The sequence below is a fragment of the Gluconacetobacter aggeris genome (assembly GCF_014174395.1).
In the GTDB taxonomy this organism is placed as follows: domain Bacteria; phylum Pseudomonadota; class Alphaproteobacteria; order Acetobacterales; family Acetobacteraceae; genus Gluconacetobacter; species Gluconacetobacter aggeris.
Map to the genome: position 1 here is coordinate 83,061 of NZ_JABEQD010000001.1, position 14,658 is coordinate 97,718.

Annotated in this window: 14 protein-coding genes; 8 read left to right on the forward strand and 6 right to left on the reverse strand. The window is 65.6% G+C overall.

The window, feature by feature from the left end:
- Positions 1–22 precede the first annotated feature (22 nt).
- The 3 genes from HLH36_RS00380 to HLH36_RS00390 all read right to left on the reverse strand — a co-directional run bounded on the left by HLH36_RS00380 (position 23) and on the right by HLH36_RS00390 (position 3,028).
- Positions 23–787, reverse strand: a complete 765-nt coding sequence (locus tag HLH36_RS00380) for a copper resistance protein B (protein WP_182984555.1) — start codon at positions 785–787, stop codon at positions 23–25.
- Positions 784–2,553 carry a copper resistance system multicopper oxidase gene (locus tag HLH36_RS00385; protein ID WP_182984556.1) on the reverse strand — a complete coding sequence of 590 codons (1,770 nt, stop codon included), beginning with the start codon at positions 2,551–2,553 and terminating at the stop codon, positions 784–786. Before HLH36_RS00385 ends, HLH36_RS00380 begins: the two co-directional genes overlap by 4 nt.
- Before the next feature lie 91 nt (positions 2,554–2,644).
- A complete protein-coding gene (locus HLH36_RS00390; protein WP_182984557.1) occupies positions 2,645–3,028 on the reverse strand; it encodes a hypothetical protein in 384 nt (127 codons plus the stop codon).
- 181 nt (positions 3,029–3,209) lie between these two features.
- Between HLH36_RS00390 and HLH36_RS00395 the strand changes: the two genes are divergently transcribed.
- Complete coding sequence (locus HLH36_RS00395; RefSeq protein ID WP_182984558.1) at positions 3,210–3,920, forward strand: CBS domain-containing protein; 711 nt, start codon at positions 3,210–3,212, stop codon at positions 3,918–3,920.
- A 28-nt stretch (positions 3,921–3,948) separates the two neighbouring features.
- On the opposite strand, the gene HLH36_RS00400 is transcribed toward HLH36_RS00395, so the two are convergent.
- On the reverse strand, positions 3,949–4,524 hold the full coding sequence (locus HLH36_RS00400; protein ID WP_338030359.1) for a DMT family transporter: 576 nt from the start codon (positions 4,522–4,524) through the stop codon (positions 3,949–3,951).
- Here HLH36_RS00400 and HLH36_RS00405 point away from each other — a divergent pair.
- From HLH36_RS00405 to HLH36_RS00415, 3 genes are all read left to right on the forward strand, one after another.
- The gene (locus tag HLH36_RS00405; protein ID WP_182984559.1) at positions 4,507–5,868 is read left to right on the forward strand and encodes an aminotransferase-like domain-containing protein; all 1,362 of its coding nucleotides are present in this window, start codon (positions 4,507–4,509) and stop codon (positions 5,866–5,868) included. The two genes, HLH36_RS00400 and HLH36_RS00405, sit on opposite strands and share 18 nt — an antisense overlap.
- Before the next feature lie 108 nt (positions 5,869–5,976).
- Positions 5,977–6,342: a hypothetical protein gene (locus HLH36_RS00410; RefSeq protein ID WP_182984560.1), complete on the forward strand. Its 366-nt coding sequence runs from the start codon at positions 5,977–5,979 to the stop codon at positions 6,340–6,342.
- A gap of 332 nt (positions 6,343–6,674) precedes the next feature.
- Entirely contained in the window at positions 6,675–6,968 is a 294-nt protein-coding gene (locus HLH36_RS00415; RefSeq protein ID WP_182984561.1) for a hypothetical protein, read from the forward strand.
- Between the two features lie 130 nt (positions 6,969–7,098).
- Here the strand turns inward: HLH36_RS00415 and HLH36_RS00420 are convergent, their stop codons facing one another.
- Entirely contained in the window at positions 7,099–7,473 is a 375-nt protein-coding gene (locus tag HLH36_RS00420) for a winged helix-turn-helix transcriptional regulator (RefSeq protein WP_182984562.1), read from the reverse strand.
- Between the two features lie 100 nt (positions 7,474–7,573).
- Here HLH36_RS00420 and HLH36_RS00425 point away from each other — a divergent pair, with 100 nt between their 5' ends.
- From HLH36_RS00425 to HLH36_RS00435, 3 genes are all read left to right on the forward strand, one after another.
- The gene (locus HLH36_RS00425) at positions 7,574–8,692 is read left to right on the forward strand and encodes an NADH:flavin oxidoreductase (protein WP_182984563.1); all 1,119 of its coding nucleotides are present in this window, start codon (positions 7,574–7,576) and stop codon (positions 8,690–8,692) included.
- A 39-nt stretch (positions 8,693–8,731) separates the two neighbouring features.
- Complete coding sequence (locus HLH36_RS00430; protein ID WP_220792644.1) at positions 8,732–9,229, forward strand: DUF523 domain-containing protein; 498 nt, start codon at positions 8,732–8,734, stop codon at positions 9,227–9,229.
- Positions 9,230–9,452: 223 nt separating this feature from the next.
- Positions 9,453–12,800 carry a GH92 family glycosyl hydrolase gene (locus HLH36_RS00435; RefSeq protein ID WP_246376253.1) on the forward strand — a complete coding sequence of 1,116 codons (3,348 nt, stop codon included), beginning with the start codon at positions 9,453–9,455 and terminating at the stop codon, positions 12,798–12,800.
- A 93-nt stretch (positions 12,801–12,893) separates the two neighbouring features.
- Here the strand turns inward: HLH36_RS00435 and HLH36_RS00440 are convergent, their stop codons facing one another.
- Positions 12,894–13,268 (reverse strand): PRC-barrel domain-containing protein, encoded by a 375-nt coding sequence (locus tag HLH36_RS00440; RefSeq protein WP_182984566.1) that lies wholly within the window; start codon positions 13,266–13,268, stop codon positions 12,894–12,896.
- A 404-nt stretch (positions 13,269–13,672) separates the two neighbouring features.
- Between HLH36_RS00440 and HLH36_RS00445 the strand changes: the two genes are divergently transcribed.
- Positions 13,673–14,506, forward strand: a complete 834-nt coding sequence (locus HLH36_RS00445) for an aldo/keto reductase (protein ID WP_220792645.1) — start codon at positions 13,673–13,675, stop codon at positions 14,504–14,506.
- Positions 14,507–14,658: the final 152 nt, after the last annotated feature.

Genomic DNA, 14,658 nt, shown 5'->3' on the forward strand with positions numbered 1-14,658 from the left:
GTCGGGGCGATCACGGGCGGGGTCAGAACCATAGCCTGATTCCGGCGGTGACGTTCACGCCGTGGACCCGCTGCCCGCGCGCGCGGGCCATGCTGGCGGCCTGGTCGAAGCTGCTGGTGTAGGTCACGCCCAGATAGGGGGCGATCTTGCGGTGCCATTCGTAGCGCAGGCGCAATCCGGTATCGAGATCCGACAGGCCGCGCCCGTTGCCGCGGGCACGGTCGTTGGTGGAATAGAGGTTCATTTCCACCTGGGGCTGGAGGATCAGGCGGTTGGTCAGCAGCAGGTCGTACGATCCCTGCAGCCGGGCCGCCGCGCCGCGATCGCTGAAATAGGCGGTGGCTTCGAGCTGGAAGAAATACAGCGCCAGCCCTTCGACGCCCACCGCGCCCCAGGCGCGGGTCGGCCCGGCATCGATATCGACCCGCACGCCGGACTGCACGTCGAAATAGCGGGAGACGGCGCGGTCGTACAGCACTTCGTGGTCGCCGTCGCCGAAGCGGCCGTCTGTGCCGACCGTGCCTTCGGATTTCAGCCACAGCTTGTCGTAGTCGGTGCCGAACCAGGCCTGGCCGTCATAGCGGAACTGGCCGCCATGGCTGTTGGCGCGGGCTTCGAACTCGTCGAGCAGCGCGTGGCTGTAGAGCATGTGGTCCATGACGGGCGGCATGCCGCCGACATAGGCGACGGGGGCTTCGTCCATGCCGCCAGTCGTGCCGCCATCGGCCGCGTGGGCGGTGCCTGTGCAGAGGATGAGGGCCAGGGTGGCCGGGAGCCGCGCCCTCATGCCACCACCACGGTGCGGAACATGCCGACCTCCATGTGATAGAGCAGGTGGCAGTGATAGGCCCACAAGCCGGGCTCGTCGGCGGTGACGAGGTAGCTGAGCCTTTCGCCGGGCTTGACGATGATCGTGTGCTTGTAGGGGCGGAAGGCGCCGTGGCCGTTTTCCAGCTCGCTCCATAATCCGTGCAGGTGGATCGGGTGTTCCATCATCGTGTCGTTGATCAGCACGAAGCGCACGCGCTCGCCCACGCGCAGGCGGATCGGCGGGGCTTCGGAGAATTTCCGCCCGTCGAAGCCCCAGATGAAGCGCTCCATGTTGCCGGTCAGGCGCAGGGTAATCTCGCGCGAGGGGGGGCGCGGATCGGCGCCCGGGATGGTGGCGCGCAGGTCGGCGTAGGTGAGGACGCGCCTGCCGTTGCCCTCGAGCCCCGCGCCCGGTTCCGCCAGCCGGCTGGTGGGCATTTGGGCGATATTCTGCATTTCGACGCCCAGCGGTGGGGCGGGTGGTGTGGACGGCGTTGGGGCGGGCGCGGTGTCCATCTTCATGCCGGGCGGCATGGCGCCCTGTTCCTTGCCGGTCATGTCCATTCCGGGCATGTCCCTATGGGGCGTGTCCATGCCAGCCATGCCCATGTCGGCCATCGTGCGCAGGGGGCGCGGGTCCATGGGGGGGATCGGGCCGGTCTGGCCGGGGGCGGTGGCCAGCGTGCCGCGTGCGTAGCCGGTGCGGTCTTCGGATTGGGCGAAGATCGTGTAGGGGCCGGGGCCGGAGGGGGTGACGATCACGTCGTAGGTCTCGGCCGGGGCGATGCGGAATTCGTCGACCGGTACCGGCTCGACATCGTTGCCGTCGGCCTGCACCACCTGCATCGTCAGGCCGGGAATCCGCACGTCGAACAGCGTCATCGACGCCGCGTTGATCACGCGCAGGCGCACGCGCTCGCCGGGGCGGAACAGGCCGGTCCAGTTGGCGGCGGGGGCGCAGCCATTGATCAGATAGGTATAGATGATACCCGACACGTCCGAAATATCGGTCGGCGCCATGTTCATCGCGCCCCAGCGCAGCCGGTCGGCGATGGTGGGGCCCAGCCCCTGCCGTGCGGCGTCACGGACGAAGGTGCCGACCGTGCGCTGGCGGAAATTGTAATAATCGCTCTGGAACTTCAGGTTCGAGACGATGTCGGCCGGGTCCACGTCCGTCCAGTCCGACAGGACGATCACGTATTCGCGGTCGAACGGTTGGGCGTAGCCGGCCCTGGGGTCGACGATCAGCGCACCGTAGAGGCCGATCTGTTCCTGGAAGCCGGAATGGCTGTGATACCAGTAAGTGCCGCTCTGATGCAGGCGGAACCGGTAGGTGAAGCGGCCGCCCGGCGGAATGCCGGCGAAGCTTAGGCCGGGCACGCCGTCCATGTCCGCCGGCAGACGGATGCCGTGCCAGTGGATGGAACTGGGTTCGCGCAACTGGTTGGTGACCGTCAGTTCCACCGTGTCGCCCTGCCGCCAGCGCAGGATCGGGGCCGGGGTGGTGCCGTTGATGCCGATGGCGCGCGCCGGCCGGCCGGTGACGTTGACGCCGACCGGGCCGATCGCGAGGTCGAAGCGCGTATCCGGTGCGGCGGGGGGAATGCCCGAGGAGGGCGGTGCAGGGGTGGCCGGGGCCGCGAGAGCGCCCGCGCGGCACAGGCCGGTGCCGCCCAGGCCGGCACCGATGACGAAGCGGCGGCGCGTCAGCGCCCGCTGCCGCGCGAGGGGAAGAGAAATCATGTCTTGGTCATCCGCCAGGAAGAACGATCTGCGATCCGGCGCGTGCGAGCGGCCTGGTGGGCCGGTCGCCGCGGCGTTCAGGGACAGGTTCTCAGCCGCGGAGTCTGGGTGGACGCAGGGTGGGCGCAAGGACGCGGCCGGCACGGCGGTCGGAGCGGACGGGTTGCACCGAGGCGACACGGTGCAGGGCGGATGGGGCCTGGGCGGTCGGGGTGGGGAGCCAGGCGGCGCATGCGCCCTGTGGGCAGCAGGAATCGACGGCGTGGCCGTGGTGACGGCCAGGGGCATGGCAGGAGACGGGCCTGTCGGGCACGGGGGCGGCCGTGGCGTCGCAGCCCATGTCCATGCAGGGCATGGCCGCCATGGGGAACGACGCGGAGGTGGCGGGCGACAGGGTGGCGGGCAGCATCAGCCCGACCAGCAGCAGCAGGCTGGCCAGCATCCGTCCCGTCGCTGTCGAGATGACCCCCTGCATTCTCCCCGTCCCGTCACCGGCGCGCATGGCCGCACCTTCCACGGAACCTGCATTTTCGTCCAGCCTTTTCCCCCGCGCCTGCCGTGGGCGCGGGGCACTCTTCACAAAATCCGGACTGCGATTGCGGGGGCCGGGGTGCGTGCCCATCATCGGTGAGTCTCTAGAGCAAAGGCTGTACGCCATGAAAGTCCGGGACATCATGACATCACCGGTGTTCTGCCTCCAACCGACGCAGGGCATCTCCGACGCGATCCAACTGATGCTGGAGCGCAGGATCAGCGGGGTGCCCGTCACCACCGCGCAGGGGGAACTGGTCGGCATCGTGACCGAAGGCGACCTGTTGCGGCGGCACGAGCTGGGTACGGTCGGCGCGCATTCGTGGCTGAAGGACCTGTTCCTCTCGCCCGGGAGCCGGGCGGAGGAATATGTCCATACCCATGGCCGCAAGGTTGCCGACGTGATGACCGACCAGCCCGTCACCATCGAGCCGGATGCGCGCCTGTCGGACGCCATCGACATGATGACCGTCCATCACGTCCGGCGCCTGCCGGTGCTCCAGGATGGCAGGGTGATCGGTATTCTGGCGCGGGCCGATGTGCTGCGCGCGCTGCTGCCGCTGGCCGCCGAGCCGCCCGTGGCCACCGATGACGATGTGATCCGGCAGTCGGTCGAGGCCGCGCTGGAAAGGGGACTGGGTGCGGGGATTCGGGACCTCGTGAAGGTCGAGGTCTATCATGGGGCGGTTGTCCTGAGCGGCGCCGTGACCGATGAGCGGCTGGTCTCGGCCACGCGGGTGGCGGCGGAGAACACGCCGGGGGTGACGTCGGTGACCAATCAGTTGATCGTCGTCGGGCCCTTTGTGGGGGCCAGCGTTCCGACGCCGCCTTTGTAGGCAGGTCAAGCAGAAGCGGGTGCCGGCCCTAGCGGGCCGGCGTGCGGGCGGGGGAGAAATGCCGCGCCCCCGCCACGCAGAGCACGACCCCCATGGCGGTCAGCACGAGCTGGCCGCCGACCGGTTCGTGCAGCACCAGGAAGGCGAGGAAGAAGCCGAGGAACGGCTGGAGAAGCTGCAACTGCCCGACCGCCGCGATGCCGCCCAGCGCCAGCCCGCGATACCAGAACACGAACCCCAGGAACATCGAGAACAGGGTGACATAGGCCAGCCCGGCCCATGCGGAGGGCGCGATACCGCCCCACTGGCCCGGCGCCGTCGCCACCGCGCCGGCCGCCGACACCGGCAGTGCCACCACCAGCGCCCAGCAGATGACGCGCAGGCCGCCCAGCGTGCGTGACAGGCGACCGCCCTCGGCATAGCCCAGCCCGCAGACGATCACGGACAGGATCATCGTCAGGTCGGCGCCGTAGGACCCCGCCCCGCCCCGGCGCGCGGCAAAACCGCAGACCAGCGCCGCGCCGGCGACCGACCACGCCCAGAAGGCGGCGGAGGGGCGCTCGCCCCCGCGCGGGTGGCGCAGGTGATGGGGCTGGTGCGCCACCGGATCGAGCGGCGGTTGCTGACGCCGGGTGCCCGCCTGCCCTCGATCCGTGCCATGACGGACGGTGCGGGGGTGTCGAAATCCACCGTCGTGGAGGCTTATGACCGGTTGCATGCCGAAGGGGTTATCCGTTCCCGCCCCGGTGCGGGCTTTTATGTGGCCGCCCCGCTGGCACCGCTGTCGCTGGATGTGCCGTCATCGGAGCCGGCGCGGATGGTCGATCCGGTCTGCATGCTGCGGGCGTCGCTGGAGCAGGACCCGGCTGCGCTGTCGCCCGGATGCGGCTGGCTGCCCGCCGCTTGGATGCCGGAGGAGTTGGTGCGCCGGGCGTTGCGGGCCGTGGCGCGGGATGGAGCGCCGGATGCGCTGTTCGATTATGACACGCCGCTGGGGCATGCGCCGATCCGTGCCTTCGTCGCGCGGCGGATGGCGGAGCAGGATGTCGGGGTTTCTCCCGCGCAGATCCTGACGGCGGATTCCGGATCGCACGCGCTGGACCTGATCTGTCGTTTCCTGCTGCGGCCGGGGGACACGGTGATGGTGGACGATCCGTGCTATTTCAATTTCCTCGCGCTGTTGCGGGCGCATCAGGTGCGGGTGGTGGGTGTGCCTTATCTGGCCGATGGGCCGGATATTGCTGCCTTTGCGCGGGTCGCGGAGTCCGGCCGGCCGCGGCTCTACATCACCAATTCCGCCATTCATAATCCGACTGGCGCCGTCCTCTCCCCCGTGGTGGCGCATCGGGTGCTGCGGCTGGCCGAGGCGCATGACATCATCGTGGTGGAAGACGATATCTTTGCCGATTTCGAGGCGGCGCCGGCCGCGCGTCTGGCCACCTTCGACGGGCTGGAGCGGGTGGTGCGGATCGGCAGTTTTTCCAAGACCGTCTCGGCCTCTTTCCGGTGCGGCTATATCGCCGTGCGGCCGGACTGGGTGGAGGGGCTGGTGGATCTGCGCGTGGCCAGCGGCATTGCCTCCGGGCGGCTGGCGGCCGGGATCTGCCATGCGGTGCTGACCGATAGCGGCTATCGGCGGCATGTGGCGCAGATGCGCACGCGGCTGGACCAGTGCCGCGTGCGGGTGCTGGACCGGCTGAAACGGCTGGGCCTGACGCCGGTGGTGGAGCCGGCATCAGGCCCGTTCGTCTGGTGCCGCCTGCCCGCGGGGCTGGACGCCACCCGTGTTGCGCGCGGCGCGCTGGCGCATGGCGTGATCCTGGCGCCGGGCAATCTGTTCAGCGCCAATGGTACCGCGGCCGATTGCCTGCGCTTCAATGTGGCACGGATGGAGAATGAGGCCGTTTATCGTCTGCTGGCGGATGTGCGGGGGGTGGCTGGGGTGTGAGGCGGCAAGAGCCCTGTTTGACGGCCGCTTCCGCCCCCACTCGGCCGTTCCCAGCGGATCAGCCTCTTCCCGATTGCAGACCTTCCGAGAGTTTGCCATGCTCACGTGATGGACCGCTCAAACCAGCTTGATCCCGCCGCCGCAGGCCGTGCGGCTAGGGCGGGATTCTCCGCCGCGTTTATGTCGGACACCAAATGGCGGAAAGCCTTCCGAGCGATTGCCGAAGCGAGCGTTGGCATCCGCGAAATGCTGGTGAAGTTTATCGATGTCGACGAGCCGAAAAGGATGCGGTTTCCGCCAAGCCTTGCCTGTCCGCTGGCATATATGGACACGGTAGAGTTTGGCCCAATGGAACTCCGGTCGATCGAGTGGCTTGAAGTGGGAGCCGACATCGAACCATTGCTCGCGCCTCTCGGCAAGTTTCCGATCGAAAGGTCCGATCGCGGTTCGAGGCTTGTTGGTTACGGCAACTGACGCTCGGAGACGGCAATTCGGGCATGATCAAGGCTATTTCCAATGACGGACCACGATGCCAATAATCGGGAGTTAGCACTGCGGGGCGTGATATGGGGTTTTCGATATCGTGGGTTGGCTTACAAGTGCCAAAGGCGCACGCGCTTGAGATTATGGGCTTCCGAGACACAGGTCGCGCGGATGAGGCCAATGAAGCGCCGTTCTCGATTGCATATTTGCCAAGCGGGTGGTCTATTATCTGGGCAAACTCATTCGAATATGCGTCTCGGCCTGATGTCATCCACCGATCGTCTGCAGCGAAGATGCTCGGGTGCCATGTAGAAGAGCATGTAATGTTTAGCTCTTGTCATGCAGCGCAAGCCGGAGAGATGGTCTGGAACGTCTGGCACGATGCACAGAAGGGTATCTACGACATTCACTCAACCGGAGCCGTGCCGAAAGAGTTCGATGGTATCGCCGCGGTGCAAAAGGAACAGCAAGATGCTCACGGCGGAAGCAAAGGCGAGGTTGACTATCTGATCGACGCCCCAATCGATCTCGCGGCAGCGATCACGGGATACCGTTACGACCGTTGGCGCTACGCTTGGGGCGAGCCACACTTCACGATTATCGAGAAGCTCGGATAGCGGCAGCTTTCCCCTCATGCCCCCCGAAACCGGCCGGGGCGCTATCCTCCCCAAATCAGACGCTCTGCGGCGCAGCGTGCCGTTTTCGGACGGTTACGAACAAGACGGGATCGGGAAAATCCCTCGTACATCACCCCTTCCCGTTCCGGCGATCGAATGCCTGTCGGGCCTGTTCGACTTCCGGCATTTTTGCGTAGGTCCAGGCGTACAGGGCCTTGAGGGGGTCCTGGAGGGTGCGACCCAGGGGGGTGATGTCGTATTCGACGGCGACTGGGGAGGTCGTGATCACGCGGCGGGAGACCAGGCCGTTGCGTTCCAGACGGCGCAGGCACTGGGTGAGGGCCTTCTGCGTCACGCCCTCCAGCAGGCGGCGGATGGCGTTGAAACGCAGGGGGCCGGCATGGAGGACAGCCAGCACCATCATCGACCATTTGTCCGCGATCTGGTCGAAAAGTATGCGGCTGGGGCAATCGCCGGCGAAACGTTGCGGGTTGCAGACCGTCATCTGCGGTTTCCTTGCATATACCTGGGCGACTTCAGGTGCCTGATTGACGTCAGGTCTACGATGTATACCGTCCGGCGCCGGATCACAACGGAGCCTGTCGATGTCTCGTGCCGAAAACAGCGTGCTTTTTCGCCCCTTCCGCCTCAAGGGGCTCGAACTCCAAAACCGGATCGTCATGGCCCCCATGACCCGGCTGTTCGCGCCCGAGGGCGTGCCGGGAGAGGCCAATGCCGCCTATTATCGTCGTCGCGCCGAGCGGGAGGTGGGGCTGATCCTGTCCGAAGGGACCGTGATCGATCGGCCGACTTCGCGCAACGAGCCCACGATTCCCTTCTTCCATGGGGATGCCGCGCTGGCGGGGTGGAAGCAGGTGATCGATGCCGTGCATGAAGCCGGTGGGCGCATGGGGCCGCAGATCTGGCATACCGGGTCGATACCGGGCATGACCGGCTGGCAGCCGGAGACGCCAATCGAAAGCCCGTCCGGCCTGCTGGCCCCCGAGGCGCCGCGTGGCGAGGCCATGAGCGAGGAAGCGATTGCCGACACCGTGGCGGCATTCGCGAAGGCGGCGGTGGAGGCCAGGAAGCTTGGCTTCGACACGCTGGAGCTTCATGGAGCGCATGGGTATCTGATCGACCAGTTCTTCTGGTCGGGCACCAATGGGCGGACCGACCGCTATGGCGGTGCCACCATCCGGGAACGGTCGCGCTTTGCGGCCGAAGTGGTGGCGGCGGTGCGCCGGGCCGTGGGCGATGATTTCCCCATCATCCTGCGTGTCAGCCAGTGGAAGCAGCAGGATTACGCCGCCCGGCTGGCCGAGACGCCGGAGCTGATGACGGACTGGCTGGCGCCCCTGGTCGAAGCCGGTGTGGATATTCTGCATTGCTCGCAGCGGCGCTTCTGGGAACCTGAATTTCCGGAAATCGACGGCGAGAACGGCCTGAATTTTGCCGGCTGGGCGAAGAAGCTGACCGGGGCCGCGACCATCAGTGTCGGTTCGGTCGGGCTGTCGGGGGATATGGTGGCGACCTTTAACGGGGAAGGTGCGGATTCGACCGGGATCGCGCCGCTGATCGCGCGGATGGAACGTGACGAGTTCGACCTGATCGCCGTCGGCCGTGCGCTGCTCAGCGATCCGGACTGGGTGGTGAAGGTCAAGGCCGGGGACCATGAGAACCTGAAGGGTTTCGACCGCGCGGCACTGGCCGAACTCGTTTGAGGCGGTAACGATCTGTCCGCTGCCATGGTAGAGTTGGCCATGGCGAACGCGAAGATCCTGATCAGTGCCTGTCTTCTGGGCCACCCTGTCCGCTATGACGGGGGGGCCAGATCCGCCCGGCACCCGGCCCTGGACCGGTGGCAGGCCGAAGGACGGCTGGTGCCCGTCTGCCCCGAGCTTTCGGCGGGCTTCCCTGTGCCGCGCCCGCCTGCCGAAATCGCGGGCGGACAGTCCGGTCAGGCGGTGCTGGCGGGGGCGGCCCGTGTGATCACGACCGATGGCGCGGATGTGTCGGATCTCTTTATCGCAGGGGCCGAAATTGCCCTGAACCTGGCCCGGGAGCATACGTGCCGGTTTGCCATCCTGACCGATGGCAGCCCGTCCTGCGGGAGCCGCTTCATTTATGACGGGAGCTTCGGCGGCGGGCGGCATGACGGCGTGGGTGTGACGACTGCGCTGTTGCGCGCCCATGGCGTGCGGGTTTTTGCGGAGAGCGGGATTGGGGAGCTTCAGGCGCTTCTGGATATGGGGGGCTGAGGGGGGAAGCGGCGGTTGTTTCTGTTCTTTTTTGAAAAAAAGAACCAAAAAACTTCTTATCTTTTTTGGGATTTTGTTTTTTGAACGGGCATCGTTCCTGAATGGATGTTTTGAATCCGCATGGGCGGCCGGTTGATCATTGCGTGTGGCCGGTCTTTCATGAGGCGCCTGGACGGAGAGGCGAAATGGGCCTCGTTCGGTCCCATTCGCAGGAAGCATGACCATGAAACGCCATTTTGGGGCGGGGTATGCCGCGCTGATCGTCCTTTCGTCCGCATGCGGTGCGGTCTCTGCCGCGCAGGGGGCGCCTGTCCTGTCCGAGCGCTTCGATGGTGCCGACAGCTTCCCTCCCCTCTCGGGTCCTGGCTGGGCAGCTTCGCTGGTTGCGGGGCCGGGAAGAAACGAGGTGGTGACGGCGCATCCCGATAGCGGGTTTACGGGCCTGCACGCGATGCGGTTCGATGCGCGCGGCGTGCCGGTGCGTGCGGTCGTGAAGACGGTGCCGCCGGCGGGTCGGGCGGCGATCACGCCGGACAGCGTGCTGCGCTATATGATCTTTCCCGTCGATGATCCGCTGTCCCTGACCGACCCTGCGACCGGGACGGCGCTCGATATCGTCTTTGACGATGGCAGCCGGGCCTCGTCGCTGGGGGCGCGGGATATTGCCGGCGCGCCGCTGACCCCGCAGGGACAGGGACGGAGCCTGTATCCGAACCAGTGGAACATGGTCGAAGTGCCCCTGGGGGCGATCGCGCTTCACAAGCATATCGCGGCGATCGAAGTGCAGGCGGGGCGGCCCGGAGGTGGGGCCTATCACGTCTATTTCGATGATATCAGCATCGGCGATGCGGAAAGCATGCAAGGGGCCACGCCTGCCGAGCTGGTCGATACACGGCGCGGCACGAATGCAAACGGCCATTATTCGCGCGGGAACAATTTTCCCGCCGTTGCCGTGCCGCATGGATTCAATTTCTGGACGCCGGTCACGCGCGGCGATTCCGACTGGCTTTACCAGTATCAGGACCGGAACGACGCGCAGAACAGGCCGAGGCTTCAGGCGATCTCGCTCAGCCACGAGCCCAGCCCCTGGATGGGGGACCGGCAGACATTCCAGATCATGCCTGTGCCGGGCGGTGCGCCGCCCGCCGCCGACCGGGGGCTGCGGTCGGCAGGTTTCGATCACGCGCATGAGGCGGCGTTGCCCTATCGTTACCGGGTGGCGCTCGACAATGGGATCGTCGCGGAGGTTGCGCCGACGGACCATGCCGCCATCATGCGTTTTTCCTATACGGGTGACGAAGGGCAGATCGCGTTCGACAATATCAGCGATCACGGGCGCATCGTCATCGCCAAGGACGGCATGAGCGCCGATGGCTACACGGATGTTGCCAGCGACCTGTCGACCGGGGCGACGCGCATGTTCGTCCATATCGTCTTCGATCGTCCCGCCAGGGCGCAGGGACGCATGACGGGCCAGAAGCGCGACGATGTGCAGGCATGGGCGGCGTTCGATACCGCCGGCGGCCGGCCGGTGACGCTGCGGATCGCGACATCGCTGATCGGCATCGACCAGGCGCAGCACACCATGGCGATGGAATTGCCGGAGGGGACGACATTCGACGCCGTGGCGGCGGCGGCAAGGGCCGAATGGAACAGGATTCTGACGCGGGTGGCGATTCCCGGCGCGCCGATTGACGAACAGAAGACGCTCTACGGCAATCTTTACCGTCTCTATCTCTATCCGAACGAAGCGTACGAGAATGCCGGCAGCCCACAGGTGCCGTCCTTCGTGCATGCCAGCCCGTTCGTGGCGCCGGCGGGGCCGAACAGCGAGACGCATACGGGGGCGCGGGTCGAGACGGGGAAGCTCTTTGTCAATAACGGGTTCTGGGACACGTATCGGACGGCGTGGCCCGCCTATGCGCTGTTGAGCCCCGGCGAGGCGGGGACGCTGATCGACGGGTTCGTGCAGCAATATCGCGAAGGCGGGTGGATCGCGCGCTGGTCTTCTCCGGGCTATGCGGACCTGATGACGGGGACGAGTGCCGATGTCGCCTTTGCCGATGCCTGGGGAAAGGGTGTGCGGAATTTCGATATTTCCAGTTTCTACCATGCGGCGTTGAAGGATGCGACCGTGGTGCCGGATGATCCGGGTGTGGGGCGCAAGGGGTTGGCGCGTTCCATCTTCCGGGGGTACACGGACACCGACACGGATGAGGCGCTGTCCTGGTCCGATGCTTCCACGCTCAATGATTTCGCGATCGGCACGATGGCGGCGGATCTGGCGCGGATGGCGCGTGCGGGATCGGCGGAACGGGCGGATTTCGAGGCGGAGGCCTGGTATCTGCGGAATCGCGCGCTGAACTATGTCAATCTGTTCGACCGCGATGTTGGATTCTTTGTCGGGCGGCGGCCGGATGGCGCGTGGCGCGTCGGCAAGGACATGTTCGACCCGCTGGCGTGGGGGGAAGATTATACGGAGACGAATGCCTGGACCATGGCGTTCGATCCGGTTCAGGATGCGCAGGGGCTGATGAACCTCTATGGCGGTCGCGCGGGGCTGGCCCGCAAGCTCGATGCCTATTTTGCGACGCCGGGCGTCTATCATGTGGGCGCGTATGGCGGCGTTATCCATGAGATGCGGGAGATGCACGATATCCGCATGGGACAATACAGCCACAGTAACCAGCCGGCGCATCATATCCTCTATATGTACGATTTCGCGGGGCAGCCGTGGAAGGCCCAGGACAAGATCCGCGATGTCATGAACCGGCTGTATCGCGGCACGGCGATCGGGCAGGGCTATCCGGGCGACGAGGATAATGGCGAGATGTCGGCCTGGTGGGTGTTCAGCGCCGCCGGTTTCTACCCGTTGCGGGTCGGCACGCCGACCTATGCGATCGGCGCGCCGCGTTTCGAGACGATGCAGCTTGCCTTCGACAATGGGCGGCGCCTGACGATCGAGGCGCCGGGCGTGAGCGATCGCCGGCGATTTATCCAGTCCGTGACGCTGAACGGCAGGAAGCTGACGCGGTGGTGGTTGTCCCATGCCGAAATTGCCGCCGGCGGCACATTGCATTTCACGATGGGCGACCGGCCGTCGACGTGGGGGACGGGGGCGGATGCCGCCCTGCCCTCCCTGACCCGTGGGAGCGCCATGCCCGAACCGGCCGTGGACCTGATAGACCGGGAACAGGCGCGTGGACAGGGACCTGCCGCGCTGTTCGACAATGATGCGATGACCAGTGCGCCGGTGCCGGGCGACGGCCTGACGGCGGTGTTTCCTCATGCGGCGACCGCGCTGGCCTATACGGTCACGTCGGGCGGCGACCTGAACGATGGTGCGCAGGCGTGGGATCTTGCGGCATCGGATGATGGTGTACACTGGACGGTCATCGACCGTCGCGAGGCCCAGCATTTCGCATGGAAGCGGCAGACCCGGCCCTTCCTGATCGCGGACCCGCGCCCGCATCTTCTGTATCGCTGGCGGCCTGAGGGGGCGCATCCGGCGACGATCGGCGAATTCGAGCTGCTGGGGCACCCCGGGCAGTCCCCTTCTCCGATTCGTTAATACTGTTCTTTCACAGGGTATTTTTTGAATCGGGAGGGGCATCCCGACGTGGCGGGCTGCCACGCCGGATGCGCGTTCGGGACCGGAAGGGCGTCAATGCCCCAGGGTGCCTTCATAATATTGGTCGATCTGGTGACCGTATAATTGGTCGCTCCAGTTCGGCATGGTTTCCGAGGTGTAACTCGGGGCCCCCTTCAGTTGATCCGGTGTCAGGTCGACGACATAACCCTGGCGATTTACGTCGTAATGCAGGGTCCGCCATGGAAGGGGATGGTAGCTGTTGCCCATTCCGAGAAAGCCGCCGAAACTCATGACGGCATAGGCCACGTGGCCGGTCTGTTTATCGACCATGAAATGACTGATCGTTCCCAGCTTTTCGTTGGCTGGTGAATAGACCGCCGTGCCCTCGACCTTGTCGGAAGCGATGAGTTCGTGCGTCTCGTCAATTCTGGTTGTGGTATCCGCCATGATGGCCTCCTGTTGCTTGGACCACGGTGGGTAGGTCGGCACGATCGTGCGCCGGACAAGGGGAGAGGGGATTTTCTCTTACACGATCTCTTGAAGGGGCGGGACACACCGGATTCTGGAAGAAAAAGGAAAGAGTTGGGTTTTCCTGAAAAACGTGAGATCGTCATTGGCAGGCGCCGCCATTGCCGGATTGCGGGGTGGGCACGCGTGAAACCGCTCTCGCCCGGGCCTTCCGCGCTGCCTGGGAAGAGTTTTCCTATTTTAATAAAACGATACAAAATCGCCATGATTCGAGAATGGATGGAGGACGTGGTTTCAGGCGGCTCGCGAGTGGCCGTGGCGTCATGAGCCGTGGCGTCGTGAAACGATCATGAAGAGAGGGTGAGAGACGGAAGATGAACGACATGCCCCATATGCCCGGCAGCAAGCGTGCCCAGCCGCATATCCCGCTCAATGACGGCACGACGATGCCCCAGATGGGCCTAGGCGTGTGGCAGACGCCGGCCGGGGAGACGGCTGCGATCGTGCGGCATGCGGTCGCGGCCGGCTATCTGGCCGTGGACACGGCCGCGATCTATGGCAATGAAGAGGGCGTGGGAGAGGGGCTGGCGGGCCATCCCGATATCTATGTGACGACCAAGGTCCGGAATGATGAGCAGGGTTATGACGCGACGTTGCGGGCGTTTGACGCCAGCCTGCGCAGGCTGCGCCGCGAGAGGCTCGACCTCTATCTGATCCACTGGCCCAAGCCCGCCGAGGGCCGGTTCGTCGAGACCTGGAAGGCGATGGTCGCGCTCCGCCAGGAAGGGCGGGTGGCGTCGATCGGCGTGTCGAATTTCCGTGCCGAGGACCTGGCGCGTATCATCGATGCGACCGGCGTGGTGCCGGCGGTCAACCAGATCGAACTGCATCCGCGTTTTCAGCAGCGTGCGCTGCGTGCCGTCAATGACGCACATGGGATCAGGACCGAATCCTGGAGCCCGCTCGGCCAGGGGCAGATGCTGGACGACCCGGTGATTGCGACGATTGCCGCGAAGCACGGCAGGACCGCGGCGCAGGTGATCATCCGCTGGCATATCGACAGTGGGCTGATCGTCATTCCCAAATCGGCCACGCCGAAGCGGCTCGACGAGAATATCGCCGTCTTCGATTTTGCGCTCGATGCGGAAGATATGCGGCAGATTGCCGGTCTGGATCGGGCGGATGGCCGGATCGGGCCGGACCCGTCCACATATTAATATGAGCAGCTTAATATTGGCGGCTCGTTTGGAACAATCCTGCCAGTCGCGGCCGCCAACCGTTCATTCACGAAATTGTGGGTGCGCGCAACGAAGCGCGCGCCGGCAGGTTGCTGCACATGCTTGGAGAGGCAGAGGATGCCCGGGACGCG